The following is a 23,034-nucleotide window of genomic DNA, read 5'->3' on the forward strand; positions in this document are numbered from 1 at the left end:
TCCTAAACTAGGATTTCGACCTCTTCTTTTAATTTGCATAAGTAAAAAGGGAGGATTAGGACTAACAACGTTTGTGAGTAGGGTTATCAATCCATTCATCTGCCCATGCTTTAATATCTTTCATTAATGGTTTAAGAGAATGTCCTTTATCTGTTAAGGAATATTCGATCCTTACAGGTGTTTCGGCGTAAACTTCTCGGTGAATGATGTCTTCGGCTTCTAAATCTTTTAGTCGCTCAGATAATAAGCGGCCGCTAATTCCAATTGCGTCTTTAATCTCATGGTTTCGCTGAGGACCGGATAATAATTGATATATAATAAGTGCATTCCACCGCTGACTAATGATCCCGACAGCTTTTTCAAACTTTGGACATAAACTAGAGTCTTCCACAGTCGATCTCTCCTTCCTTTTTAGTGTAACATAACTTTTGTTCTTCCGTAACCTGATTGCATACCGTAAACAAATTACTTGTCGTATTAAGGTTACATGATTATAATTAGTTACATAAAGTAACTTCAAGTGAGAGAAGTATGTCTGATTATAGAAAGGATGATAGGAATGAACCAGAAACGACATCAATTTGGCATTTTACTGTTACGCCTCTTTTTAGGGTTTACAGTCTTCATACATGGCCTTACGAAATTTAAAATAGGAATGGGAAACACATCTGTTGCTCTTGAAACAGTAACGATCCCCATGTCTTTGTTATATTCATTTGGTATTATAGAAGTAGCAGGGGGGCTCTTGCTAATGATTGGGTTTAAAGTTCGAATTACTGCATCCATCATTGCAGTAATTATGTTACTTTCTATTACACAACTAAAATTAATGATTGGATTTTTGGGCAACAGTCTTATGGCAGGGTTTGAGCTTGATTTGGCTCTTTTATCTATTGCGACATTTCTTGCACTAGATGGAAAGACACCCTTTGCGATTGAGAATATTACATTTCAGTCAGATGAGTGTTATAAATGTCCGGAAGTATAAGTGAATATAGACAGCAAGGTAATTTAGAAAAAAGCTAGCCCGACCCCTAAGTGTGTATACGATTTAGGACCGGGCTATTTTTATGCTGAAAAAGTAGAATCGGTGGAAGATTTTGCGTGTCTTTTATGGTAAAGAACGTTTATTTCTGCGCCAATCATAAGGATAAGTCCAGTAAGGAAGAACCATAATAATAAGATAATGATCCCTCCTAAGCTACCGTAAGTGGCTGAATAGCTTCCAAAGTTACTAACATAGAAGGAGAAAGCAAGGGAAATAAGTTGCCATAAGATCGCAGTGATCATAGCGCCTGGAAGTATGTGTTTAAATGGATAGGTTTTGTTCGGTGCAAAATGATATAAAGCCATTAAAATTCCTGTCATTACAACAATCCCAATCGCCCATCTCAGAAGCTGGAAGATAATGACGGATTGTCCAGGTAGATTTAAAGCTTGGTTGATCCCTTGAATGATAAGATCACCAAACACAGGCAGTACTAGTGCTACAGCAATGGCTACAATCATACCTAATGTAAGGACGATCGATAATAAACGGACCTTAATGAAAGATCTCGTTTCCTCAACTTCATATGCAAGATTCGCTGAATTAATGAATGCCATTACTCCTGAGGATGCAGACCAAAGCGTACCAATAATACCAACTGTTAATAACCCTCCCTTAGGGGAATCGACTAAACTGATGATCTGCTCTCTAAATATACTCATCGTCTCATCTGGTATCATACTTCCCATAAATTCAATAGCTTGTTGAGGATCTATCTGTAAGTAAGGAAGAATAGAGAGCATTAGTATAAGTAGCGGAACGATTGCTAATAAATAGTAATAGGCTTGTGCTGCAGCAAGTATGGGGATATTATTTTCTTGAAACTTGTTCTTTAACTCTTTTACATAACTAATGATTGATTTCAATGAAAAACCCTCCCGTTTTATCTGTTTATGTACATTCCTTCCCCTTTTGGGAAACTTTTTAATCGTCAAGATGTAAAGAATGTGTTTTGATTAGATTGTGTTGTGGTAAAACGTAGAGAAGGGAGGACGGGGAAGATGATTTATCTTTATATTGGAATACTAATCGTTTCCATTTCATTTGCTCTACTGTCGATCTACATTGCTAAACTATTATCGTCAGTTTCAAGGTCAATGAATGATTTAGGGAACACATTATCTGAAGTGGAGCAACAGCTTCATGGGATTACACAAGAAACAGAAGAGATGGTTCAGGAAACGCATCTCATTGTTGATGATGTAAAGGAGAAAACGGATGCCCTTCAACCGGTTTTTCAGTCTTTACATGGTTTAGGTTCTTCCCTTATTCAACTAAATCGGTCTATTGATGGGGTCCCAAGTACGCTTAGGACATACACAGCCGACCACTCCGTTAAAATGACGGAAGCTTATCATTGGGGTACGACAGCTCTGTCTCTTTATCAAAAGTGGAAGATAACCAAGCAAGAGACACACTAAAATTGGAAAGAAGGTGAGTAAGTTTGACGTTAGTAGGAATTGGAGTACTCATTATCGGAATCGCTTTCGCTATTATTTCGATTTTTGTAGCACGTACCTTGAATAACTTAGCTCATGTACTAAATGGCGTAGACGAAACGGTAAAGAAATTGCCTGAACAATTAGACGGAGTAATGAACCAAACAGCAGAAGTGTTAGGTCAAAGTAAAGATACGTTAGCAGATGTAAATGAAAAGATTCGCACGCTTAGTCCCTTGTTTTACATAATCGGCGATGTTGGAGAGTCTTCTAGAAAGTTAACCTCTTCCTTAGTCGATATGACTTCTTCGTTAAAGAAGAATACTAAAGACGGTAGAACCGTTGTGAATGAAGAAAACCTACGCGGACTATATGGAGCGATTGCGTTTAGTTATTTCTTAACCAAGCGCAAAAAAGCAATGAAAGATGCACTAGATCACACAAACCAAAAATAAATAATTACACAAAGGAGAATGAATATGGCAAATCAAAAAAGTGGATTAGGTAAAGTTACATTTTATATGGCGATCGGAGCTCTAGTAGGTGGAGCGGTTACACTTATGAATCGTGACACACGCAACTCTCTTAAAGAGAAGTCTTCCTCTACGAAGGATTCTGTAAGCAGTTATGTATCAACAGTAAAAGAAGACCCACAAGGAACAAAAGATGACCTAGTGGACCGCATCCAACGTACTGCTTCAGCAACAAAAGAAGCAGTCAATCAAATCCAGAACATTATTAATGACCAAGGTAAAGATTTAGCGAAACAAATGCAAGATGTGAAAGAAGAATCAGAAGAAATTGTCTCTACTGTAAAAGAGACAGGGGAAGAGTTAAAAGATGTAGGTGAGAAAGCAGCGGAAGCAAAAGAAGAATTAACAAACTCATACGAAGAAGAGCAAACAGCTCCGACTACATCAACTATTCAGACTCCACAGTCTACAGATAACAGAGCACTATAAGCTAAAATACCAAATCGCGAGAATATTTATAAATGTTCTCGCGATTTTCTGTTTTCATAAGCTTCTAGTCTGCCAATCTCTTTATTTAAAAGTTGCTGCATCTCTTCACGATCTTCCATTGTAACCATAGGATCTTCCTGACACCAGTCCAAGGAGTATACACTATAATATCGTTTAATTCTTTTGAAATAGATCGTGGAATTTGGAAATTTGTCGAAATATCCGCGAATCCTATTCTTACGGTCGAAACTCCAACGTGATAATCTCATGGTGTTCACCTATTCCATATATTTATTTGAATTTTCTGGGGCATTATTGTAACATAAATAACTAGTGAAAGGGCGAAATGAGTCGAAAAAAGGGATATTTTATCATTTTCCCCTGAATAAGGCGGTGGAGTGTGTTCTAGTAAGGTAGAGGTTTAAAAAGATTAATAAAAGGGATTAATTAGTAGAAAGAATCTATGGGAGAGGACAAAGAGTTTCTAAGTTACATAAACTCTCCTGCGCCCGGAGAATAATGGGGCGTCTATTAAAAAGAGGAGGAAAACACGTGAAGAGTTTCACGAAAATGTTTTGGATTTCATTATCAATAGGTATCGCATTCGTACTATGGGGAGCTATATTACCTGATCAAATGTTCAATGTCATGAGTGCGGGTAAAAGTTTTGTGCTTGATCAATTTGGATGGTTCTATCAATTCGCCACAACGTTCTTCTTTGTCATTTCTCTTGTTATCGCATTCAGTAAATACGGGAAGATTAAATTAGGGAAAGAAGGAGAAAAACCAGAATATAGTACATCAACTTGGTTTGCTATGCTCTTTAGTGCTGGTATGGGAATCGGGCTACTATTTTATGGTGTTTCAGAGCCGGTATCTCACTATTCGACACCTCCTTTTGGGGAGGCAAATACTATTGAATCAGCAAAGGTAGGTTTACGATATACGTATCTCCATTGGGGCTTTCATGCCTGGGCAATTTACGCGATCGTAGCTCTGGCACTTGCTTATTATAAATTTAAGAAAGACATGCCAGGGTTAATGAGTGTTACGTTACGACCAGTCATTGGTGATCGTGCAAACGGCCCTATAGGGATGGTAGTCGACATCATCGCTGTTTTTGCAACATTATTTGGAGTAGCCATATCACTTGGTATAGGTGCATCGCAAATTAATGGAGGTTTGAACTTCTTATTTGATGTTCCAAATAATTTTGGTGTGCAGCTTATCATTATGGCCATAACAACTGTTTTATTTATCACATCAGCAGCAAGTGGCTTATCAAAAGGAATTCGCTATTTAAGTAATGCGAACCTAATTTTAGCCGTAACCCTATTCTTTGCCTTTTTATTCCTTGGACCAACCCAGTTTATGTTGGAAACGTTCTCTGCTACGTTTGGATCCTATGTACAGAACCTGCCTAGTATGGGGCTTAGGTTCTCTCCATTCCAACAAGAGAATAATGACTGGGTAAAAGGCTGGACAATCTTCTACTGGGCATGGTGGATTTCTTGGACACCGTTTGTTAGTACATTTATTGCCCGTGTTTCAAGAGGTCGTTCAGTAAGAGAATTCCTTGTAGCAGTTATTATAGCACCATCAATTGTTTGTGCTTTATGGTTTGGCGTCTTCGGTAGTGCAGGTATTTACTACGATCATATCATGGGAATTGATGTGGCAGGTCAAAACTTAGAGACAGCTTTATTCTATGTATTTGAACAAATGAACTTTAGCTTTATTCTGTCTGGGGTATCGGTTTTACTAATCCTTACATTCTTCGTTACTTCAGCAGACTCAGCTACATTTGTACTTGGAATGCAGACGCACAATGGTAGTCTAAATCCGCCATTCTTCGTCAAATTTGCATGGGGTATTGTAATGGTAGCTATTGCAGCAATCCTAATGTGGTCAGGTGGAGTAGATGGTCTGCAAGCCGCAACGATTATTACTGGATTACCACTCACGATCATATTACTTGTTATGGTGTGGGGACTTCTCAAATCATTCTCAGCCGATCTTAAGGCAGGGAAGAAGTAGTTTAAAGGATAAATAAAAGGACCAGGGTGCATATCAAAGCGCCCTGGTCCTTTTTTTTGATGTTATTGAATAAATAAATGTTGGAAGTGAGGAATCCATGTGTTCCCCCATACAAGGGTTACACCTGCTGCTATAATCATGGAAAGGCTTGAGAACGTTCCTTCCTGATCACCAAATTCAAATGCTTTCGATGTTCCTGCACCATGCGCGGCCACTCCGAAAGAAACTCCGCGAGCAACAGGGGATTTTAAGGAGAACAACCTTATGACATGGGGGCCCACAATCGATCCAATAATTCCGGTTGCTACAACAAAAGCGGCTGTTAATGCTGGTACTCCTCCGATTGTTTTAGAAACTTCCATTGCAATTGGTGTCGTAATTGATCTAGGCATAATGCTTGTCATAAAACTTCCACTTAAATGAATGAAATACCCTAAGAAAAAGGACGATAACACAGCTACGACAGAGCCAGCTACGATGCTTGATAAGATCTCAACCATAAACTTCTTAATTAGCTCAAAGTGTTTATAAATAGGTATTGCAAACGCGACTGTCGCTGGTCCTAAAAAGTAACTGATGACACTTGTTCCTTTTTCGTAGTTCTGAAAAGGGATATCGAGTACGACCAATGCGGTCACCAATACAACTGGAACAACAAGTAATGGTGTTAAATATGCTTTTGGATATTGTTTATATATACGTTTACTCACAATATAAATGAGTACTGTTGCAATTAGGTAAATCAATTTGAATCTTCCTTTCTTCGTTTAGAAAGAAAATCCGCCACAATGCCGGTAATTCCCATCACTAAGATAGTGCTGATCATAATAATAATGAGTATCTGGAATCCATTCCACCCAGCCATTTCAGGATATTGAACAATCCCAACTGCTGCAGGAATGAAGAATAATAGAAGTTCTGCCAAGAGCCATTTACCGGCTTCATCTACCCATTCTAATTTTACCCAACCAAAATAAAGAGCTATAAAAAGAAATAGTAATCCAAAGATGCTTCCTGGTATCGGAAACTGTGTAAGCTGCTGGACGGCTATTCCTAAAAAGAAAAAAACATTGATGAGTAAAAACTGTAAGACAAGCTTTAGAAACGTTTTGTAAATGCTTACACCCCCTGAACATACGAAAAGAGCCTTGGGAAGGGCTCTTTTCATGAACGATCTTTTAATTTTGAAAGCTTTTGGGAGTCAAAGGTTTGGGAGAACCTTTCATGAAAAAGACAGGTTGGGAGCTGTTTTCTTCATGATGTTGACGTGTATTCATTATATGATGGCTATGTTCATAATGAAAATACATATTTCTTATTTGAATTATAAATAAAAGTTATGGTTTTGATTCATGGATAAATTGTATAAACTCCCTTGCTGCATAAGGTAAGTAGCGATCTCGTTTGACGATCATGGATAATGTCCACGGAACGCATGGGTTCACTACTGGAATATTTTTCACTTCAGTAGAATTAATCTTTTCACATATGGACTTAGGCATAATAGCAATTCCTATGTGAGCTTTCACCATTTCTACAATAAAGTCCCATTGAGAACTCTCTAGCTCAATCTCAGGTGTAAATCCTACAGACTGGCAGTAGGTTTGTATAATATCGTGCATGGCGAAATCTTCTTGAAACAAGATGAACTTTTCATGAGCTAGTTCTGCTAGCTCAACTGAATCTTTCTTAGCTAACTTATGGTCAGTTGGTAATACAACATCCATTGTTTCTTCATTGAAGGGGTAAGCTTTAAATACGGTTTCATCTATAGGCGCAACAGCTACAGCCACATCGACATGTCCTTCTTCAAGAATTTTTTCAATTTTTTTAGCGCCATATTCAGTGATCTTTATAGAGATGCCTGGGAATCTTTGGCGAAACCCGGCGATAAGTTCAGGGAAGAAAAGCGTTCCAATTAACGGAGGTAAGCCAAGTTCAATCGTACCTTTTTTCAAGTGTACCATATCATATAGGGAACTCGTTAAATCATCCATCATACTAAGCACACGCTGAGCCTGGGTGTAAACAAGTTCTCCGGAATCTGTCAATGTAATTTGTTTCTTTGAACGGTCAATTAGCGTTACGTCTAATTCTTCTTCAAGGTTTCGGATCATTTTACTCAAAGCTGGCTGCGAAAGTTTCAGCGAATGAGATGCTTTCGTGAAACTCTTAACACGTGCCACTTCTACGAAATACCTTAAATGACGACTATCCATACGATCCCCCCTAATCTAAACATGAACCCATTATAGTTATTCACTGCACTGAAGTAAAGCAACAACGCGTGCCAGACACCCTTTACTTCAGTAAAGGGTGTCTGGCACGCGTTCTCCCACTAAAGTGATGAAGGGTGTCTGACACCCTTCAATATGGTAAACTATTACAATGGGGGAGGGAGCTATATGAAACGTGTGATGGTAGTGGGGTGCCCTGGGGCTGGAAAGTCTACCTTTTCAAAGCATCTAGGTAGGGTTTTAAATAAAGAGGTGTATCATTTAGATCAATTATTTTGGTTACCAGGTTGGGTTATGAGAGAGCGTGAAGAGTTTATATCCTTGCAGCAGGAAGTTATGAATCAGGATTCATGGATTATAGATGGAAACTTTGGAGCCACTCTTCCTGTTCGCTTGGAGAAGGCTGATACGGTTATTTGGCTAGACCTACCTAGAGAAGTGTGCCTTTATAGGATATTAAAAAGGTACGCAATGAACCGGAACCGAACAAGGCCAGATATGGGAGAAGGTTGTGAGGAAAAGTTAGACTGGGAGTTTATGAAATACGTTTGGAACTTTAATCAGGATAAACGACCAAAGTTGAAGGAGCGACTTCATAAAGCATCCCCACAGAAGGCCATACATATATTGAGATCTACTAAAGAATCAGATCATTTCCTTAAGAATGTCCAGATAATACAACACGGATCAACACTTTAACAGTGTTGACCCCGACTAGTTTTCCTCTACTATCAAAGTTCTAGTGAAAGAACTCAAACGTTTAAGAATCTAGTTTCTAGTGAATGACTTGATATGTAAGGCAATAAGAAGCACTAAATCCAAGGGGGACGGCTATCAATACTCGTACCGAAAGTCGAATAAGTTGATCTTTGATGTAGTGATTTGCTATTTTGAATATTCAAGGTGCTAAATGGAAGGAGCATTTTTACTATGACAAAAGAAAATCAACAAATCGTTCTTGCGAAGCGTCCTGAAGGGATGCCCACACATGAAAATTTCACTTATGAAGATGTAGAAATCAAATCTCCACAAAAAGGAGAAGTAGTTGTTCGGAGCTTATATATTTCTGTAGATCCTTATATGCGAGGACGTATGAGTGATCAGAAATCCTACACTCAACCATTTCCTTTAAATGAAACCATTAACGGTACGGTTGTAGGTGAAGTAGTTGAATCTGAAGACAATCATTTCTCAGTAGGGGACAAAGTAACAGGCTTCCTTGGTTGGCGCTATTACAATACTGTCCCTGCAAGTCAGGTACGCCAAATAGATGGTGAACAAGCTCCATTGTCTGCATACCTTGGCGTATTAGGAATGACAGGCTTAACCGCATATTTTGGCTTACTTGATATTGGTGAACCAAAAGATGGGGAAACAGTTGTTGTATCAGGTGCTGCCGGTGCGGTTGGTATGATCGTTGGTCAAATCGCAAAGCTTAAAGGAGCCGACGTAGTTGGTATTGCTGGTTCTGATGAGAAGGTAAACTATATCACAGAAGAACTAGGATTCGACGCAGGCATTAACTATAAAACAGTCGATGATATACAAGAAGCTCTCTCAGGACTGTGCCCAAATGGCGTTGACGTTTACTTCGATAACGTAGGTGGAGAGATTTCAGACGCTGTTCTAAACCTCTTAAACTCTTTTGCCAGAATCCCTCTTTGCGGAGCGATCTCATCGTATAACCGCACAGATGGCGACTTAGGCCCACGCGTTCAAACCAAACTACTCAAATCCCGCGCTAAGCTTCAGGCCTTTATCGTGGGAGACTACGCAGACCGCTTTGGCGAAGGTGTTCAAGACCTTGCCAAATGGCTCTCTGAAGGCAATCTTAAATATGAAGAAACGATAACAGATGGCTTTGAAAACATTCCAGACGCATTCTTCGGACTATTCCAAGGGAAAAACCTAGGAAAACAATTAGTAAAAATCGCTGACCCTAAATACTAATACAACCCAAACCCTGCTCATAAAGAGCAGGGTTTTTTGTAGGATTGACCAAGACAAAATTATGCAAATAGCTATACCACATTGGGTTTATGGGAATGGTAATAGAGGAACATACTAGTATACATGAAAAAGAGAGGTGTTACGATGAAATACATTATCATCGGGGGAGATGCGGCTGGAATGAGTGCCGCCATGCAAATTGTACGAAACAGTGAAGGAAATGAAATCGTAACCTATGAGAAAGGTGAAACCTATTCGTATGGCCAATGCGGATTGCCTTATACCTTTAATGGCATCGTCGATTCAACAGATGACCTTATTGCTAGAACACCAGAGACGTTTCAAGAGAAATACGGAATTAAGACACATACGCTACATGAAGTAACAAAAGTTGATTGTGAGAAAAAAATGGTATATGGAACCAATCATCACACTGGGGAACGTTTTGAAGATCATTATGACCGACTTCTCGTAGCGACAGGAGCTAGTCCAAATTGTCCTCCGTGGGAAGGAATCGAGTCTGACGGGATCTTCACATTAAAGACGATCCCTGATGCGGAGCAAATAATGAATTACATAAATGATGATGTGCAGAATGTGACCATTATCGGAGGAGGTTACATTGGTCTTGAGATGGCCGAAACCCTCTGTGATATTGGGAAAAATGTTCAAATTATCGAGCGTGGTGAGCGTCTTGCTAAGATTTTCGATGAGGACATGAGTGGGCTGATCCATGAGCAAGCAGAGAAACAAAATGTGAAGCTTACATTTAAAGAATCGGTAGAGGGCTTTAAGACACATAATAATGGTCGTGTCAGATGTGTTGTGACCGACCAAGGAGAACACCCGTCAGATCTCGTTTTAGTAGCTGTCGGGGTTACGCCAAATACATCGTTCTTGCAAGGAACGGGAATCTTCACAAGTGTCGATGGAGCCATTGAAGTGAATGCTTATATGGAAAGTACGATTAAGGACATTTATGCTGCTGGTGACTGTGCTACACAGTATCACCGAGTGAAACAGCGTCCAGATTATATCCCTCTTGGAACACATGCTAATAAGCAAGGAAGAGTGGCTGGATTAAATATGATTAATACCCCTACACCATTTAAGGGGATTGTAGGTTCCTCAATCATCAAGTTCTTTGATGCTGCTCTTGGTAAAACGGGATTATCTGAACATGAGGCTGGGGCGATTCATTTTCCTTATACCTCAGTCACGATTGATTCTACTCATGCTGCTGGGTATTACTCAAAAGAAGATCCAATGAAAGTTAAGCTAGTATACAATGATAAAACACGTGCCTTATTAGGCGCTCAAATTATTGGAGGAGAAGGAGTTGATAAGCGTATTGATGTATTAGCAACTGCGTTATATCACTCCATGACGGTGGACGAACTCCTAGACTTAGATCTATCCTATGCCCCTCCTTTTAACAGTGTGTGGGACCCGATCCAGCAAGCTGCTAGAAGAGCCTGACTAGAAAGGAGCGATTCATAATTTACTTATGAATCGCTTTTTATTTCCCGATCCAGGCAAGTACGTCTTGGATAGAGGACAGTGAAAACAACAGATATAAAGAGAATCGCGTTGAAACACGTGTGGATGACAACACGTTTAAGCAAACGTTTTACGATTTCCCTGCTGAAAAAGACATTTATCTTCACACAACAGAAATGGATTCCCTTCACTACTTAAGTGATTTTGAAGTTACATTTGATATACAATGAAAAAATTCTAGGAACTTGGTACACATAAAAATCCCCCGTCTATCAAGACGGGGAAATTATTTATTCGATCTCTCTTCTAGTAGGAGGAGCCATAAACTCAGGACCTACTGGATCTTTAATGTTTTTAACGAGTATTTCGTCAATGTCTTTTTGTGTTTCTTCATCTACCTTAAAGTCCATTACATCATCAATTGGGTCCATTTGTTCTGGCTTACGTCCACCCCATAAGGCTGTTCCTGTGCCAGGCTGATCTAAAATAAATCGAAGGGCCAGGTGAATAATGCGTTTGTCGAACCGATCTTGAGCTAACTGGTCGAGCTCCGTCACCGCATTTAGGTACTGCTCGTAACGAGGCTGCTGGAATTTAGGGTCATTATTACGAAGGTCATCACCATTAAATTGTGAATCCTTTGTCATCTTTCCTGTTAATAACCCTCGGCATAAGCTTCCGTATAGTAACGTATGAAGACCGTGTTCTTGAACATACGGCAGAATATTTTCTTCAATTCCTCGCTCAAACATATTGTATGGAGGTTGTACCGTATGAATTGGTGCGGCTTCACGGAAGGTATCCATTTGCTCTGGAGTGAAGTTGCTTACCCCAATGGCACGGATTTTACCTTGCTTATATAAGTAGTAAAGCGCCTCCGCTGTTTCTTCAATTGGCACAGTAGGGTCTGGCCAATGAACTTGATAAATGTCGATATAGTCAGTCTGAAGTCGACGTAGGGAATCGTCAATCTCTTTATGGATGCGTTGTTTAGACGCATCACGAAAAACTTGTTCGTCTTTCCAGTTCAATGCTACTTTCGTTGCTAGTGTAATATTATCACGGCCACCATATTGTTGAACGGCTTTGCCGACAATTTCTTCAGAACGACCGAAACCATATACTGGAGCGGTGTCAATGAGTTTAATGCCTTTATCTAAAGCAGCGTGGATCGTTTTAATAGATTGGTTTTCATCAGTTCCACCCCACATCCAACCACCAATGGCCCATGTACCTAGACCAATGCGTGAAGTTTCAATTCCTGTATTGCTGACTTGCATATTTTCCATTGTTTCACCTCCATAGGTTAGTAGCTTTAGCTACTCTCATGCGAAGTTTACCCGCATCCTATATAGGCTAATCATTTAAATAGGTTTTTCAGATGCATGAAAAAAAGACCTCTCTTTTCATTATAAGAGAGGTCTTTTTCCTAATTTAAGCTTTTGTCCAGTTTGTAATCATATCAACATCGGCGTTGTATAAGGTTTGGAATACAGGACAACGGTCATCTGTTTTATCTTTTAATTCTTGAATACGGTCATCAGACTCGCTTGTTTTAATTTGAGCATTAACAGTCACAGTTTGGAAGTGACGACGTACGCCTTCTGTTCCCATCATACCGCGAGGGTCTAATTCTCCACGAATTTCGAATTCTATTGCCTGCAAGTCAAAGTCCATTTCACTTGCCACCATGTTTGCTACAGCATTTTCACACCCAGCTAAAGCAGCTAATAACGTTTCAAGTGGATTAGCCCCTTCGTCCGTTCCGCCTTGCTGTTTAGGCTCATCGATAATAATTGTGTGTTTTTTAGCTGTTGCTTCTACCTTTGTACCTTTTGCTGTTGCTTTAACTCTCATTTGAACATTACTCATGTGAAATACTCCTTTGATGTAATAACGTATTTTTTAAAATCGAAATAGTGTTTTCAATCGGTTTAGATGTCTGCTTAACCTTCGCTATGAGGATCGCGCCTTCAATAGAGCTAATGATATGCTCTGCATAATCATAGGCGCGGTCATCGGGGATGAGGCCTGCATCTTTTAATGTTTCACTAAGGACCATAGCCCATTCATGGAAAAAGGAAGCGATTCGTTCACGAAAAGAAGCGTCATGTTCGCTCATTTCGATTGCTAAATTTCCAAACGGACACCCTTTTTTTACATTTGAATCTTGGAAAGATCCAAGGGTTTCTTCAAGCATATGAAAAATCCTTGTCTTAGCAGGTAAATCCCCTTGAAGAATCTCTTCGATCATTCTCGTTTTCCATGTGTCAATATAGCGATCGACAACGGCGATACCGAGGTCATGTTTCGTTTTAAAATGGTGAAAGAACTTTCCTTTCCCAATTCCTGAACTGACTAAAATATCATTTATGGAAGTGGATTGGTATCCTTTCGATCGGATTACATCGGCAGCAACCGATACAATTTCTTCTTTTGCCAAGGAACCTTTATTCATATAGAAAACCCTTCCTTTCAAAACCAACCAGTTGGTATGCTTATACAATAAATGATAAAGGGGATGTTCACAATAAATGTGCTTAGACAAACTTTTTCATAAATTCAATTATTATTGAATAGAGTAGTACTAGCTTTATGAGGAGGTTTCTACAATGGTTAAAGTGTCTCAAGGATCCGTTCTTATTTTGTGTTTACTTTTCTTTATTATACTGAGTTGGATTGGTCTTATGCGGGCGGAAGATTTGATTGTGCCAGACGGATCATTTTCTCAGGAGACCGTTGCTTTCCCTGAAGCCATCACGTACGTAGATACAGTTAGAGAACTTGAAGAGCAAGTAAGCACATCTGTCTCTACATTTAACGTATTACCAGACTCCTTCGAACGAATCAGTATGGGTTACAAAAAAATAGGTGAGGAATCTTTTCTGACAAGGCAGACTTTCATACGTTATCCCGATGGTAAAATGACGTTTGAACAAGGACCTAAATTTGCGAGTGATGAAGTCATCTCATCACAATCAACGGATATGACAGAACTCATGGTGAATGGACAAGTGTTCCATATGAATATTGAAAAAGGGAAAGCAGACTATGTGATTTGGGAAAATGGTGAAAACGTTTATGCTGTATCAACAAACGAAACGTTTTCTGTAGAAGAGTGGGAGATTTTGCTGAGCTCATTACAATAAGTGAAAAACGCCTTAACGACTCGACCGTTAAGGCTTTCTATATGCCATTGTACAATTATCTGAAAATTCGTATTATAATATAGATATGGGAGGGGAAAGCATGGAAACCGTAACACAATATGAAAATAGAAGGCATTTAAAAAGGTGGCAAAAAATAAGTTTGATGCTAGTTGCATTCCTTATTACAGCAGGAGTTGGGCTGCTTATTTTTGTAAACGGTTACATCGACAGGAGTATACCTCAAACGAATGGGAGTATCAAAATTACGGGATTAAAAGCGCCTGTCAACGTAACTCGGGACGAAAGCGGAGTACCTCATATTGAGGCAAGTAACAGTAAAGACTTGTTTATGGCTCAAGGGTATATTCAAGCACAGGAACGCTTGTTTCAAATGGATATGGCTAGGAGACAAGCTTCTGGTACGTTAAGTGAAGTCGCAGGTATAAAAGCTTTAGATCAAGATAAATACTTCCGCACACTAGGACTTAGGAGAGCGGCTGCAACGTCTTATAATGAATACTCGGATGAAGCTAAGCAAGTAATGGAATGGTACGCAGATGGGGTGAATGCTTATATTAAACAGGCAAAGAACAATCGCGCACTTCCTATTGAATTTACCTTAATGGGGGCAGCTCCAGAAGCATGGACTCCTATTGATTCTTTAACGATTGGAAAATACATGGCGTTTGATCTTGGGGGCCATTGGGAGAGGCAGGCTTTTCATTATTATTTGCTTCAGAACTATCCACAAGAGAAAGCCTATGAATTATTTTCTAGCTATCCAGAAGAAGCGCCAACAATCATTAAAGACGATGAACTGGATATCGACTCAAGCTTTAAGAGTGCGGTTTTTCCACATGCGTTCAATGGCAGTAACAACTGGGTAGTGAGCGGAAGTAAAACAAAATCAGGAGAACCTTTGTTAGCAGATGATCCACATTTAGGCTTAGCAACTCCATCGGTGTGGTTGCAGATGAAGTTAGATTCTCCTGGCTATCAAGTGAGTGGTGTCATTTTTGCAGGCATTCCGGGTATTATTTTAGGACATAACAAAGATATAGCATGGGGGGTAACCAATACAGGGCCTGATGTACAACAGCTCTATTTGGAAAAGAGGAACCCAGATAATAAGAATGAATTTTTGTTTGAGGGAAGGTATGAAAAAGCGAGGATTTTTAAAGAAACGATTGAAGTAAAAGATGAAGAACCTGTTGAATATGAAGTAGTTGAGACGAGACATGGTCCCGTTCTGTCTGAATTTGCGGAAAGTAGTGGTGAGGATACGGTTCTATCTTTAAGATGGACAGCTCTCGATGCAACAACTGAGCTTGAGGCAATTCTTGAGATCAATCAAGCTTCCAATTGGACTGAATTTGAGAATGGATTAGAAAAATTTCTCGTCCCTGCCCAAAACTTTGTGTTTGCCAGTAAGGATGGAACGATTGCTTATAAAGCAAATGGTAAAATTCCAATTTATGAAAACGGATCGGACGCCTTGATGCCTCTTGAAGGTTGGAAGGAAGAAAATGAATGGAGAGGATTTATTCCATTTGATGAATTACCAACAGTCATAAATCCTGATAAAGGGTTCATAGCAACTGCAAACAACAAAGTTGTTGGAGAACAATATCCTTATCACATTTCTAATAATTGGGCTCAACCTTATCGTTATATGCGTATTGAGGAGGTACTTCAAACAAGAAGTGATTTTACAAAAGAAGACATGAAAGATCTGCAAATGGATCAAGTGAATCTCCAAGCTCGTGAGTTCGTCCCATTGTTCCTAGAGTATGTAGGATCGAAAAGATGGTCAGAAATGGAGACAGAAGCGGTCAACTTGTTAAAAGATTGGGACTATGTTGACGAAGTAGGCGCACCTCAGCCTCTTGTATTTCATACTTGGATGAACATGATCATGGAACAACTGTATTCTGACATTCCAGAATCAATGGATCGTTTATTTAAAGGGAAGGGTCAAACGACAGATGAATTGCTTAGGAAGGCCAATGAAGGTAAAGAAACAGTATGGATAGAAGAGCAAGGAGGGTTACAAAATCTAATACAAGAGACACTTACACAAACAGTCGCTGCTTTAACGAAGCAATACGGAGAAGATCTAAAGAAGTGGGCGTGGGGAGATTACCACAAGGTCTCTTTTGAACATCCTCTCTCTTCTGTTTCATTCCTAGAAAGGTTTTTTAACAGTGAAGATCCAATACCCGTGGGTGGAAGTCAGGTAACGGTTATGGCAGCAAGTTATGAGGAAGAAAGTGGTCTAGTAAACCACGGTGCTTCGTGGCGGTTTGTCTTAGATGGAACTGACTTTACTACAGCTTCACATATTGTGGGGCCTGGTCAGACTGGTCACTTTAGAAGTCCTTGGTATCATGACCAACGTGATGACTGGGTAAACGGGAACTATCATGATACGAGTCTAAATAAGCCTGAGGGGGAAACGTTGACCCTTACTCCGTAAGAAACAAGCTGACTCAATTTGAGTCAGCTTATTTTTTTGTTTTATAGAGGTAAGTTTTGTCATTTGATTGCAAATTCAATGTATGGAAAGTTATGGATTTGTGTTGGAAGGGGATTCTTCTAATGAGTGTGCATCAGATTTATTAGTAAGGTAAAGCTAAATACAACAAAGACATGAATTTTAGAAGTGGATGGAGGCTAGGTCAATGCATGGGTTTCATGAAGTATTTATACAGATATTAGTATTACTGGCGATTTCAATCACCGTGATAGGGATTGCTAAGCTCATCAAAGAGCCTTATTCAATTGCACTTGTACTTGTTGGAGTATTATTAGGGATGACTGAGATTCCCTTCATCGAAGAAGCAGAATCCTACATAACTCAGTCCTCAGTATTTCAGGCGATTATTATTTCGCTTTTCTTACCTATCTTATTAGGTGATGCAACACTCAAAATGCCATTTCACCATTTATACGGAATGAAAAAGTTGGTTCTATCGCTTGCCTTTTTAGGGACCTTTATATCCTTTGTAGTGATTGGATTTAGCGTTTATTTTCTACTAGGCTTGCCGATTGTAGTAGCCTTTACATTTGCAGCTCTTATGAGTGCGACTGATCCAATTAGTGTAATCTCAATATTTAAAGATCTTGGAGTGCCAGAGAAAATGTCCACCATTATGGAAGGTGAATCTTTATTTAATGACGGGATTGCAGTAGTGCTGTTTAAAATTTCCTCTATCTATTTGTTAAGTTATATGGATATGGGCGCAGCAGGGATTGGTAGTGGAGTCTTTTTATTCTTGAAATTTGCCATTGGAGGAGCGCTCGTTGGCTTAGTAATCGGGTTTATCTTTTCGCAGGTCATTCGTATTTTTGATGATTATCCGCTTGAAATTGCCCTTTCTATGCTCTTGTTCTTCGGAAGTTACTTCATAGCCGAACACTTTAAAGTTTCAGGTGTTATTGCGGTAGTAATTGGTGGACTTCTGTTTGGTAGCTATGGGAAGAAAATAGGAATGTCAGAAGAGACTAAGGTTAATATTAATACCTTTTGGGACACGATTACCTTGCTGGCTAATTCCATTATCTTTTTGATGGTGGGAATTGAAATTCGTGAGATTGATTTTACAGGGAAGTGGGGCATTATTGCGTTGGCAATCGTTATTGTTTTAGTTGGCCGAGCGATAGCGATTTATACAGCAACTAGTTATATTTCACACCTGACTCAGAAAGAGCGATTCCTTGTGAACTGGGCTGGTCTTCGAGGCAGCTTATCCATTGCATTAGCTCTTAGTCTCCCATCTGATTTCTCAGGGCGTGAAGACATATTGCTTCTTACATTCTCAGTCGTTCTCTTCTCTTTAGTGGTTCAAGGCCTATCCATTAAGCCTCTTATTAAGAAATTTAATATGGCTAAAGAAGCTTCTTAATAATAAACAAGCCACTTGCAAACGCAAGCGGCTTGTTTTATTGGGTTCTGTTAAAGTAGCTTCAAGGCTTCCATATTAATTAGCTAATTGAGTCTTGATCTGTTGTAAACGGCTAATCAAATCATCGTGAATGACATAGTGAAATAAGCGGTCTTTTGGAGTAGCTTCTCGATTAATAAGTGCCGTTGGGATCTTTCTAGAATATGCATACTCAGGCAAGAAGTTAAACGGCATTACCAAAAGAGAAGTTCCTAGAACAAGTACAAGATCGGTTTGGTCAATAATCGCTTCAGCTCGGTCGTGTTCTGTAATGGGATCTCCAAATAAAACAATATCAGGTTTCAATATAGCCTCACATGTCTCTCGTTCACAGCGGGGAACTACAGTATTGTTAATATGATCCATATCATAAGAATCTCCACAAGCAGGACAAGTTGATGTCGTTAAAGAACCATGATACTCAATAACGTTAGAGGACCCTGCTTGTTGATGTAATCCATCTACATTCTGGGTGATAACAGCAACTTTCTTCCCTTCTTCCTCTAGACTATGAATGAAACCATGTACTTCATTTGGTTCATAGTTATGAAGAAGTTTAAGTTGAAAAATCTCCTTATACTTCTTCCAAAAATCATCCGGGTCTAAGTGAAAATACTGATTAGACATAAAGTATTCCCGTGAACCGTCTTCTGTCCAAATTCCATTTGTAGAGCGAAAATCAGGGATTCCACTCGCTGTACTTACACCTGCACCTGTCAATACGGTAATATGATTTGCTTGGTTTATTTCTTGTATAAGTTGATCCATCGTATCCTATCCTTTAATGCTTTTGTACTATTGTAGCAAACACAATCAGTCAGACCAAAGAGCAAATTAACGCTTGTTTAAACCTTTGGATTGCACGAAATCACTAACATCCATTCTCATAGGATGACTGAAACGTCGAATCATTTGATCTGTCCATGAGTCCAACCGCGCATTTTGCTTACGGCTCTCATAATATTCTTTTATCGTGTGATCAAAGGAACGTAGGTCATCTGACTGATCCTTATTATAGGAATTCACATGATAAACAGCTTGCTTTGGTAGGCGAGGTTTTTGCTCAGTTTGCTTATTTGGATAACCCACAACCATACCAAATAATGGGATTACGTGTTCTGGTAATTGTAATAGTTGGTCTACTCGCTCAATGTTATTTCTAATACTTCCGATGTAGCACATCCCAAGCCCCATTGATTCTGCTGCAATAGCTCCGTTTTGAGCAGCAAGTGAAGCATCAATAGAAGAAACAAGAAAGTGCTCTGTATTCTCGATATTTTGAATCATGTCTTGTTTTTGTAAATCAGAGGCAAGAATTTGGTGTCTGTATAAGTCAGCGCAAAAGATAAAGAGGTGTCCGTTGTCTTTAACGTATGACTGTCCCGTTATATCTGCTAATTCTTTCTTTTTCTCTAGATCTGTAACACCGATAATCGAATACGCTTGCATATAACTAGAAGTTGAAGCCATTTGAGCAGCTTGCACAATTGTATTAATTTGCTCTTCTGTTAACGCTGTGTTCGTAAATGATCGAATTGAACGATGTTGCAATAGAGTTTCTAGTGTTTGATTCATAGATTAGATCTCCTTCACTATACGTTTTGTACTTGTTATGGTACCTTTTCTTGAATCAATTCTTCAAAAAATATGATTGTTCTCAATTTTAGTGAAGGAACAATTAGTGTAAAAATATTATTTCAGGCGAATAGTAAAATCTATATTAAGAAAACACAAATATTATTGTGAGACGGGTTACATAATATAGGAAACAAATGGTATAGTGGTTAAAAGTGTCCTGCTTTGTGTTAGGATAGAATATACAACATCAATTACTTCCTTATAGCACGCGTTTCCTATAGGCCTCTTGGAAACAAATCATCTGCAGATTCTTCACTCAGTACCCTCTTCTAAATGTTAAGTATCAGTACCATTATAGCTTTATTGGAATAACATTAGTAGTTATATAATATTGCAAGATTCGTAGAATAATTGTTTAAACATTGTATAGGAGTTGTTATAGTTCTGACGCTTGTCACTAAAACTGTACACTTTTGCTTAGTTCTTAAAAAAGGTGTGGATAACTCATGGGGGAATTGATCGATTTTCAAACTAGACGAGCGAGAAAAGATTTAAAGAAGTCTGCGGGCAATAAAGGGGTCATTTACGAGATTTATTTAACAGTAGTGAAGTACGTAAATGAAAACTTACAGAAAGAGTATGAGAAGCCGGTTGAGAATATTAATACCAAAACTCCACTCTCTTACGTTTTCCAAGGGGAAAGTGACCGATTTCGATCTTCGTTTGGTGAATTAATGAATTATTGGGATTTGCCAGGCGGAGGCTTGGATGAAGTTCCTGATGGAGAAGAATTTCAATACTTTAAAACCGTAGAGGACCTTTGTTGGTTTATTGAGAAGCGTGTAAGAAAGTCAAATAATTAAGGGGGTGGGTGTCCAAAGAGGAGGGCACCCTTTTTTATTCTGCTGTTTTTCGAGATTGTGTGTGAATAATACCGTAAAAGACTTGAGTTGTTCCAATCGCAAACACGAGAGGTCCAAACGTCCAAGATAAAGGTATGCTTAAAATGATATGAGTGAAGCCGGTAGCGAACACAAATTGGTGCTGGCTTTTTTTATAGCTAACTACTCCGATAAAACCGTTAATGACTACAGCTATGTATATATAGAATTGTAATAAGCTTTCCATGTATGTTCAAATCCTTTCATTATGTTAACCATCTTATTGAATATACCCTTACTAACTACCTCTTAAACATCTTCATGAATTAAAATTAGAATCTTATTCAAGCTTGATCTTTTTTAAAGGAGGAAAGTAGAGAGTGAGATGGAATATAGTACGTAAGTCAGGAAAGGAGCTAATGGATATGGTAAAAGGAACGATTTATGTTGAACATTTGTCAAAAACCTTTAAAAAAGGAAATGTTCAAGCGGTAAAAGATGTAAGTTTTGCGGTTGAAGAAGGAGAGTTTTTTGCCTTCTTAGGACCTAACGGTGCAGGGAAATCAACAACGGTGCAAATCGTTACAACACTCATTAGCCCATCTGCAGGAAAGGTGTATGTTGCAGAGCAGGACGTACTAACAAATCCTAAGGGGGTACGGGAGCATATTGGTGTGGCCCTTCAAGAAACAGGGATTGATCCAAGTTTAACTGGTAGAGAGATGTTGCATCTTCAATGTAGAATATTTGGATTTACCAACCAACAAGCTAAGTTAAGAACAAATGAATTACTGGAAGTGGTTCAGCTTAAAGAAGCTGCTGACCGAATTTGTGGAAATTACTCAGGAGGGATGAGAAGGAGATTGGACCTTGCTTTGACATTAGTGAATAAGCCCAAAATTCTTTTTCTGGATGAACCAACTACAGGACTGGATCCTTCTAACCGTAAGAGTATATGGGACTACTTAGAGAGGTTAAACAAAGAAGAGGGAACAACAATCTTTCTCACCACGCAATACTTAGAAGAAGCAGATACGTTAGCAGACCGTATCTCAATTATTGATGATGGAGAAATCGTAGCAACTGGTACTCCTCAGGAGTTAAAAGCCCAAATCGGAAACGATATTATTGCAATGACTTTCGGAAATGAGAGAGAGGCTGAAAAGGCAAAAGTTGCCATCACCCAACATATGCATGGTGCTGATACTGTGAAGAGATCTACTGAATTGAATATATACGTTCAAGATGGTACCAAGCGACTAATGGAGATTGTTCGATTATTAGATCAGCAAAATTTGACCGCTCAAACCATTAATGTCAATACACCTACTCTTGATGATATTTTCCTAAAAATCACGGCAGAAGGAGAACAGAAGAGAGGAGAGATTGAACATGGGTAATGGCTTATTAAAAGATATTTGGGTATTGTCCAAGCGAAGTGTTTTAACCACCCTTCGGAGCCCATTTTCCTTTATTCCTAATTTACTAATTTCGACTTTCTTCCTTCTCGTCTACGATAGCGGATTGAGTGGTATATCACAGCTTCCTGCGTTTGAAGGAGCGAATTATTTAGCGTTTATATTGCCGGTTTCTGTAGTTTCAGCAGCGATTGGTGGTGCTGGAGGAGCGGGTCAAGGAATCGTGAAGGATATTGAGAATGGTTTCTTTTCAAGGCTCCTGCTTACACCTGCTTCTAGACTCTCTATCGTTCTTGGTCCTATTATTGCAGGAATGTTGCAATTATTCGTTCAGACCATACTAATTCTTATCGTTGCTTTTATAATGGGGCTGGAAGTAGCTACGGGCTTTTTAGGGGTGCTCGTTGTTTTGTTATTAGCTGTTGGTTGGGGGCTTGCTTTTGCGGGGTATTCAGCAGGGGTAGCTCTCAAGACAAAAAATGCTCAAGCTGCACAAGCAGGTACCCTAATCTTTTTTCCTTTAATATTTTTAAGTACAACGTTTGTTCCTTATGAGCTCATTGAATCTTCTTGGTTAAAGGTAGCGGCAACCATTAACCCGACTACGTATATTTTTGAAAGTATGCGAACGGTTTTAATAGAAGGTTGGGAGTTCTGGGGTATTGCTAAAGGGATTATAGCCATCACGATTGTGTGCGCTATTACAATAACATTTGCTGCTTTATCAGCAAAAAAAGCAGTCAGCAGAGGGTAAGGGGAAGGAATAAGATCTCTTGATGTGAACCGTGGGTTCGTCCATCTCTATAATTCCTGGCCGAGCGAGACAAGACATCTTTTTTACATATCCCAAACCCTTTATTTCAAAAACCTATGTCAGGGTCTATGTTTAGC

Annotated in this window: 27 protein-coding genes; 15 read left to right on the forward strand and 12 right to left on the reverse strand. The window is 39.1% G+C overall.

Going from position 1 to position 23,034, the window contains the following annotated elements; all coding sequences use genetic code 11:
* Nucleotides 1–61: 61 nt before the first annotated feature.
* The gene (locus IMZ31_RS07175) at nt 62–391 is read right to left on the reverse strand and encodes a winged helix-turn-helix transcriptional regulator (protein ID WP_207529872.1); all 330 of its coding nucleotides are present in this window, start codon (nt 389–391) and stop codon (nt 62–64) included.
* A gap of 168 nt (nt 392–559) precedes the next feature.
* Here IMZ31_RS07175 and IMZ31_RS07180 point away from each other — a divergent pair, with 168 nt between their 5' ends.
* Entirely contained in the window at nt 560–988 is a 429-nt protein-coding gene (locus IMZ31_RS07180; RefSeq protein WP_207529873.1) for a DoxX family protein, read from the forward strand.
* An 80-nt stretch (nt 989–1,068) separates the two neighbouring features.
* Here the strand turns inward: IMZ31_RS07180 and IMZ31_RS07185 are convergent, their stop codons facing one another.
* Nucleotides 1,069–1,914: a YihY/virulence factor BrkB family protein gene (locus tag IMZ31_RS07185; RefSeq protein WP_207529874.1), complete on the reverse strand. Its 846-nt coding sequence runs from the start codon at nt 1,912–1,914 to the stop codon at nt 1,069–1,071.
* Between the two features lie 135 nt (nt 1,915–2,049).
* Here IMZ31_RS07185 and IMZ31_RS07190 point away from each other — a divergent pair, with 135 nt between their 5' ends.
* The 3 genes from IMZ31_RS07190 to IMZ31_RS07200 are packed head-to-tail and all read left to right on the forward strand — an operon-like array spanning nt 2,050 to nt 3,449.
* Complete coding sequence (locus IMZ31_RS07190; RefSeq protein ID WP_207529875.1) at nt 2,050–2,469, forward strand: DUF948 domain-containing protein; 420 nt, start codon at nt 2,050–2,052, stop codon at nt 2,467–2,469.
* Nucleotides 2,470–2,492: 23 nt separating this feature from the next.
* Entirely contained in the window at nt 2,493–2,942 is a 450-nt protein-coding gene (locus IMZ31_RS07195) for a DUF948 domain-containing protein (RefSeq protein WP_207529876.1), read from the forward strand.
* Between the two features lie 24 nt (nt 2,943–2,966).
* Nucleotides 2,967–3,449 carry a YtxH domain-containing protein gene (locus IMZ31_RS07200; protein WP_207529877.1) on the forward strand — a complete coding sequence of 161 codons (483 nt, stop codon included), beginning with the start codon at nt 2,967–2,969 and terminating at the stop codon, nt 3,447–3,449.
* Between the two features lie 26 nt (nt 3,450–3,475).
* On the opposite strand, the gene IMZ31_RS07205 is transcribed toward IMZ31_RS07200, so the two are convergent.
* Nucleotides 3,476–3,718, reverse strand: coding sequence for a hypothetical protein (locus IMZ31_RS07205; protein WP_207529878.1), 243 nt, complete (start codon nt 3,716–3,718; stop codon nt 3,476–3,478).
* A gap of 283 nt (nt 3,719–4,001) precedes the next feature.
* Here IMZ31_RS07205 and IMZ31_RS07210 point away from each other — a divergent pair, with 283 nt between their 5' ends.
* Nucleotides 4,002–5,486, forward strand: a complete 1,485-nt coding sequence (locus IMZ31_RS07210) for a BCCT family transporter (protein WP_305849404.1) — start codon at nt 4,002–4,004, stop codon at nt 5,484–5,486.
* A 62-nt stretch (nt 5,487–5,548) separates the two neighbouring features.
* Here the strand turns inward: IMZ31_RS07210 and IMZ31_RS07215 are convergent, their stop codons facing one another.
* The 3 genes from IMZ31_RS07215 to IMZ31_RS07225 form a co-directional block, all read right to left on the reverse strand.
* Nucleotides 5,549–6,232 (reverse strand): LrgB family protein, encoded by a 684-nt coding sequence (locus IMZ31_RS07215; protein WP_207529879.1) that lies wholly within the window; start codon nt 6,230–6,232, stop codon nt 5,549–5,551.
* Nucleotides 6,229–6,654 (reverse strand): CidA/LrgA family protein, encoded by a 426-nt coding sequence (locus IMZ31_RS07220; RefSeq protein ID WP_207529880.1) that lies wholly within the window; start codon nt 6,652–6,654, stop codon nt 6,229–6,231. Before IMZ31_RS07220 ends, IMZ31_RS07215 begins: the two co-directional genes overlap by 4 nt.
* 169 nt (nt 6,655–6,823) lie before the next feature.
* Nucleotides 6,824–7,705 (reverse strand): LysR family transcriptional regulator, encoded by an 882-nt coding sequence (locus IMZ31_RS07225; RefSeq protein WP_207529881.1) that lies wholly within the window; start codon nt 7,703–7,705, stop codon nt 6,824–6,826.
* Between the two features lie 186 nt (nt 7,706–7,891).
* On the opposite strand from IMZ31_RS07225, the gene IMZ31_RS07230 reads away from it, so the two are divergent.
* From IMZ31_RS07230 to IMZ31_RS24635, 4 genes are all read left to right on the forward strand, one after another.
* Nucleotides 7,892–8,422 (forward strand): DNA topology modulation protein, encoded by a 531-nt coding sequence (locus IMZ31_RS07230; protein ID WP_207529882.1) that lies wholly within the window; start codon nt 7,892–7,894, stop codon nt 8,420–8,422.
* A 231-nt stretch (nt 8,423–8,653) separates the two neighbouring features.
* Complete coding sequence (locus IMZ31_RS07235) at nt 8,654–9,673, forward strand: NADP-dependent oxidoreductase (RefSeq protein WP_207529883.1); 1,020 nt, start codon at nt 8,654–8,656, stop codon at nt 9,671–9,673.
* Between the two features lie 144 nt (nt 9,674–9,817).
* Nucleotides 9,818–11,152: an FAD-dependent oxidoreductase gene (locus IMZ31_RS07240; RefSeq protein ID WP_207529884.1), complete on the forward strand. Its 1,335-nt coding sequence runs from the start codon at nt 9,818–9,820 to the stop codon at nt 11,150–11,152.
* A 122-nt stretch (nt 11,153–11,274) separates the two neighbouring features.
* Nucleotides 11,275–11,403 carry a hypothetical protein gene (locus tag IMZ31_RS24635; protein WP_256438025.1) on the forward strand — a complete coding sequence of 43 codons (129 nt, stop codon included), beginning with the start codon at nt 11,275–11,277 and terminating at the stop codon, nt 11,401–11,403.
* Nucleotides 11,404–11,463: 60 nt separating this feature from the next.
* Here IMZ31_RS24635 and IMZ31_RS07245 read toward each other — a convergent pair whose 3' ends face one another.
* The 3 genes from IMZ31_RS07245 to IMZ31_RS07255 form a co-directional block, all read right to left on the reverse strand.
* On the reverse strand, nt 11,464–12,462 hold the full coding sequence (locus tag IMZ31_RS07245; protein ID WP_207529885.1) for an aldo/keto reductase: 999 nt from the start codon (nt 12,460–12,462) through the stop codon (nt 11,464–11,466).
* A gap of 145 nt (nt 12,463–12,607) precedes the next feature.
* On the reverse strand, nt 12,608–13,045 hold the full coding sequence (locus tag IMZ31_RS07250) for an OsmC family protein (protein WP_207529886.1): 438 nt from the start codon (nt 13,043–13,045) through the stop codon (nt 12,608–12,610).
* The gene (locus IMZ31_RS07255; protein ID WP_207529887.1) at nt 13,038–13,631 is read right to left on the reverse strand and encodes a TetR/AcrR family transcriptional regulator; all 594 of its coding nucleotides are present in this window, start codon (nt 13,629–13,631) and stop codon (nt 13,038–13,040) included. The genes IMZ31_RS07250 and IMZ31_RS07255 overlap by 8 nt, the downstream gene beginning before the upstream one ends.
* Nucleotides 13,632–13,785: 154 nt before the next feature.
* Here IMZ31_RS07255 and IMZ31_RS07260 point away from each other — a divergent pair, with 154 nt between their 5' ends.
* The 3 genes from IMZ31_RS07260 (at nt 13,786) to IMZ31_RS07270 (ending at nt 18,227) form a co-directional block, all read left to right on the forward strand.
* Nucleotides 13,786–14,322, forward strand: coding sequence for a hypothetical protein (locus IMZ31_RS07260; RefSeq protein WP_207529888.1), 537 nt, complete (start codon nt 13,786–13,788; stop codon nt 14,320–14,322).
* Nucleotides 14,323–14,422: 100 nt separating this feature from the next.
* Nucleotides 14,423–16,798: a penicillin acylase family protein gene (locus tag IMZ31_RS07265; protein WP_242705666.1), complete on the forward strand. Its 2,376-nt coding sequence runs from the start codon at nt 14,423–14,425 to the stop codon at nt 16,796–16,798.
* A 205-nt stretch (nt 16,799–17,003) separates the two neighbouring features.
* On the forward strand, nt 17,004–18,227 hold the full coding sequence (locus IMZ31_RS07270; protein ID WP_207529890.1) for a cation:proton antiporter: 1,224 nt from the start codon (nt 17,004–17,006) through the stop codon (nt 18,225–18,227).
* 75 nt (nt 18,228–18,302) lie between these two features.
* Here IMZ31_RS07270 and IMZ31_RS07275 read toward each other — a convergent pair whose 3' ends face one another.
* Complete coding sequence (locus IMZ31_RS07275) at nt 18,303–19,034, reverse strand: NAD-dependent protein deacylase (RefSeq protein ID WP_207529891.1); 732 nt, start codon at nt 19,032–19,034, stop codon at nt 18,303–18,305.
* 66 nt (nt 19,035–19,100) lie between these two features.
* Nucleotides 19,101–19,841, reverse strand: coding sequence for an oxygen-insensitive NADPH nitroreductase (nfsA, locus tag IMZ31_RS07280; protein ID WP_207529892.1), 741 nt, complete (start codon nt 19,839–19,841; stop codon nt 19,101–19,103).
* A gap of 509 nt (nt 19,842–20,350) precedes the next feature.
* On the opposite strand from nfsA, the gene IMZ31_RS07285 reads away from it, so the two are divergent.
* Nucleotides 20,351–20,707, forward strand: coding sequence for a hypothetical protein (locus IMZ31_RS07285; protein ID WP_207529893.1), 357 nt, complete (start codon nt 20,351–20,353; stop codon nt 20,705–20,707).
* A gap of 34 nt (nt 20,708–20,741) precedes the next feature.
* On the opposite strand, the gene IMZ31_RS07290 is transcribed toward IMZ31_RS07285, so the two are convergent.
* Nucleotides 20,742–20,972 carry a hypothetical protein gene (locus IMZ31_RS07290; protein ID WP_207529894.1) on the reverse strand — a complete coding sequence of 77 codons (231 nt, stop codon included), beginning with the start codon at nt 20,970–20,972 and terminating at the stop codon, nt 20,742–20,744.
* 133 nt (nt 20,973–21,105) lie between these two features.
* Here IMZ31_RS07290 and IMZ31_RS07295 point away from each other — a divergent pair, with 133 nt between their 5' ends.
* Both IMZ31_RS07295 and IMZ31_RS07300 read left to right on the forward strand, forming a co-directional pair.
* Complete coding sequence (locus tag IMZ31_RS07295) at nt 21,106–22,125, forward strand: ATP-binding cassette domain-containing protein (RefSeq protein ID WP_242705667.1); 1,020 nt, start codon at nt 21,106–21,108, stop codon at nt 22,123–22,125.
* A complete protein-coding gene (locus tag IMZ31_RS07300; protein WP_207529895.1) occupies nt 22,118–22,897 on the forward strand; it encodes an ABC transporter permease in 780 nt (259 codons plus the stop codon). Before IMZ31_RS07295 ends, IMZ31_RS07300 begins: the two co-directional genes overlap by 8 nt.
* The last annotated feature ends 137 nt before the right edge of the window (nt 22,898–23,034 follow it).

The sequence above is a fragment of the Pontibacillus sp. ALD_SL1 genome (assembly GCF_017355605.1).